Annotated in this window: 3 protein-coding genes and 1 pseudogene; 2 read left to right on the top strand and 2 right to left on the bottom strand. The window is 66.6% G+C overall.

The genetic code is table 11. The features are described from left to right. The first annotated feature begins 369 nt into the window (after window positions 1-369). Entirely contained in the window at window positions 370-504 is a 135-nt protein-coding gene (locus MJ785_RS21965; protein WP_255727658.1) for a hypothetical protein, read from the top strand. Between the two features lie 176 nt (window positions 505-680). Here the strand turns inward: MJ785_RS21965 and MJ785_RS14760 are convergent, their stop codons facing one another. Together MJ785_RS14760 and MJ785_RS14755 are read right to left on the bottom strand one after the other, a co-directional pair. Beyond that, on the bottom strand, window positions 681-1,391 hold the full coding sequence (locus tag MJ785_RS14760) for a hypothetical protein (protein WP_239381371.1): 711 nt from the start codon (window positions 1,389-1,391) through the stop codon (window positions 681-683). A 53-nt stretch (window positions 1,392-1,444) separates the two neighbouring features. Then, on the bottom strand, window positions 1,445-1,720 hold the full coding sequence (locus MJ785_RS14755) for a hypothetical protein (protein WP_239311381.1): 276 nt from the start codon (window positions 1,718-1,720) through the stop codon (window positions 1,445-1,447). Window positions 1,721-1,792: 72 nt separating this feature from the next. Between MJ785_RS14755 and MJ785_RS14750 the strand changes: the two are divergent. Next, window positions 1,793-2,146: pseudogene (locus MJ785_RS14750) on the top strand (transposase); the annotation flags it as partial. Between the last annotated feature and the right edge of the window lie 146 nt (window positions 2,147-2,292).

Here is a 2,292-nt window from a genome sequence, read left to right as displayed (position 1 = left end):
CTGTACCCGGCGTTGACAGCCACCACCGGTGGCCGGCACATTCGAGGAGCCCGGCATTGTACGAACCGGCTTCCCGTGCCCGCTGACCTGCACCGATAGAAAATCTCCACGCGCCGAGCCTGCTAGCTACAACCTATTTGCCCAGGTCAGCGGCCCGCTGGTGGACAGGGTGGACCGAGTGTACCGACATCCGAACCGTTTGATCTTGGTTGCTGACCCTGAGATCGCTGTCCGACCGGTCGCAACCCGGGCCCTGAGCAGCGGGGACGACGAGTGACCGCGTCGACTTCAACATCATCAAGCGATTCGAACGTGTGTCCCGAATTTCGGATGGGGTAGGATGCGTCGGCCCGTCTGGTGATCGTGATCGTGGGTGTGGTGGTCGCGTTGACGTTCTGCTTCGGGTTCGGCACCGTGCTCGCCCTTGGCTTGCGTCTGGGTGTTCCGGTGTGGATAGCGCCGCTGGTCGGGCGGCCGTCGATCTGTCGGCCGTCGGTCTGCTGATCGCTAGCCAGCGACTCTCTGTAACTGGTGGGCCCGTGGAGGTTCGTCGTGCGGTCCCATGTCTGTTGCTGTTCGCGAACCTCGTCACCCTGCCTTTGAACTTCGCCGAGTCGTTGATCGCCGGTCCTTACGGGCGGGGCGCGTTCGACGCGGTCGGGTCGGGAAGGATGGCAGGATCATGGTTGCTGGTCGAGGAACTTCGCGGCCTCGGCTGGGTCCATGATGTTGGACCAGATCTGTTCTTCGGGGGCCACTGCCCGCTGCGGCATCGCATAGTCCGACATCCATGCGTCGGCCGCGCACCCGGGTACGAGACTGAGGATCGTCGCGACGAGCCGCCGCGGTACCGAGCCGATGATGCGGATCGCGACATAGGTCTCGTGCCCTTGGTCAGCGAGGACCTGGATTCCCAGCGCCGCGCCGTCCAGCATGACGGCGTGTTCTTGGCCGTCGAGTAGCGACTCGCGCACCAGCCGGTGCACTGCGGCCCTGAGTGTGTGCTCGGCGCGCGTCGCCGACTCGGCCCTCCACCTCAGCTCGTCCTCCCGGCCAGGCAGCAGGTCACCGATGTAGGTCGTGGTGGTGAGAGCAGGGGAGTGTCTGGCGTTGTAGCGTGCCCGCGCGGCGGTTGCGTGTGCGGCCAGCGCCGCGTAGAAGTCATCGGGCGAGCCTTCCTCGCGCTGCCCGGCCGCCACCAGCCATGGGATCCCGGCGTCGACCCACACCGCACCGCGCCAGCGCTGGACCTTCACCTTGAACAACACCTGATCGTCGATCGCGGCGATCCGCTCCCGCGGGGTTTCGTCGTCGGCGAAGCGGTCTCCGATCTTGGCGAGCAGCGGATGGCCGATGTCCTCCAGAGGCGTGTCCGCGCGCGGGATCGCCAAGGTGAGATCCTCTCGCAGGCAGCGGAGCGTGGGGCGGGCCCGTCCAGCCGCCGTCAGCGGTCCTCTTCGACGCCGCCGACCGCGTCGAGTTCAGCACGAGTCATCCCGGCGAGCATCGCTACCCGTGACGCGCGGCTGCCGTCGAGCTCGCTCAACAGCTCCCGCATCCCGGACTGCATCTCCTCGCGGCGCGCGTCCAGGTAAAAGGCGACCGCCGCCTCAACAAGATCCTTTTTGCTCATGTGCAGGTAGTGCGCGCCACTGGTGATCAGCTTGTCGCCTTCCGGCGAGACCTTGACCGCAACCTGGCGGGGCGTCCGCTCCATCATCTCCGTGTCCGTCCCCTTCTCGCCAGCTACCAGTCCGTCGGTACCTCCAGTACCTCCAGGTTACGCTGCCACATATCGACATCGCAGGTCCCGGAACTCGCGAAGCATCTCGACGGCCAGGTCGAGGCGTTCCGGTCACGGCCGTTGGACGCCGGACCGTACCGGTTCGTGCAGGCCGACGCGCTGACGATGAAAGTCCGCGAGGCAGGCCGTGTGATCAACATGCACCGTCTGCTCGCCGTGGGCGTGAACGGCGACGGTCGCCGGGAGATCCTCGGCCTAGACGTGGTGTCCAGCGAGGACGGCGCAGGCTGGCTGGCATTCTTCCGCGGCCTGGTCGCCCACGGCCTGTCCGGCGTGCGCCTGGTGACCTCCGACGCCCACCGGGGGGCTGGTCTGAATCGCCCCGGGTGTGGTGGAGACCGCCATACGCAGAGGATCGCAGTGGGCTGTCGAGTGGTCCGGATCTGGATGTTCGGAAGCTGCGGGGCTACGGCCTTAGAGCGCCCGGCAATAGGGGTATGGATCAAGGAGCGGGGCTGGGGTGCGTACATCGCAAGGCGGCGGAGGGA

The sequence above is a fragment of the Protofrankia sp. CiT1 genome, from assembly GCF_917627335.1.
In the GTDB taxonomy this organism is placed as follows: Bacteria; Actinomycetota; Actinomycetes; order Frankiales; family Frankiaceae; genus Protofrankia.
The sequence above is the reverse complement of the archived record's forward strand: the minus strand, read 5'-3'. Positions and strand labels throughout refer to the sequence as shown.

What these genes read in the sequence shown, in the direction of transcription:
- MJ785_RS14755 (WP_239311381.1), bottom strand. Translation starts at nt 1,720, where the DNA reads ATGATGGAGCGGACGCCCCGCCAGGTTGCGGTCAAGGTCTCGCCGGAA.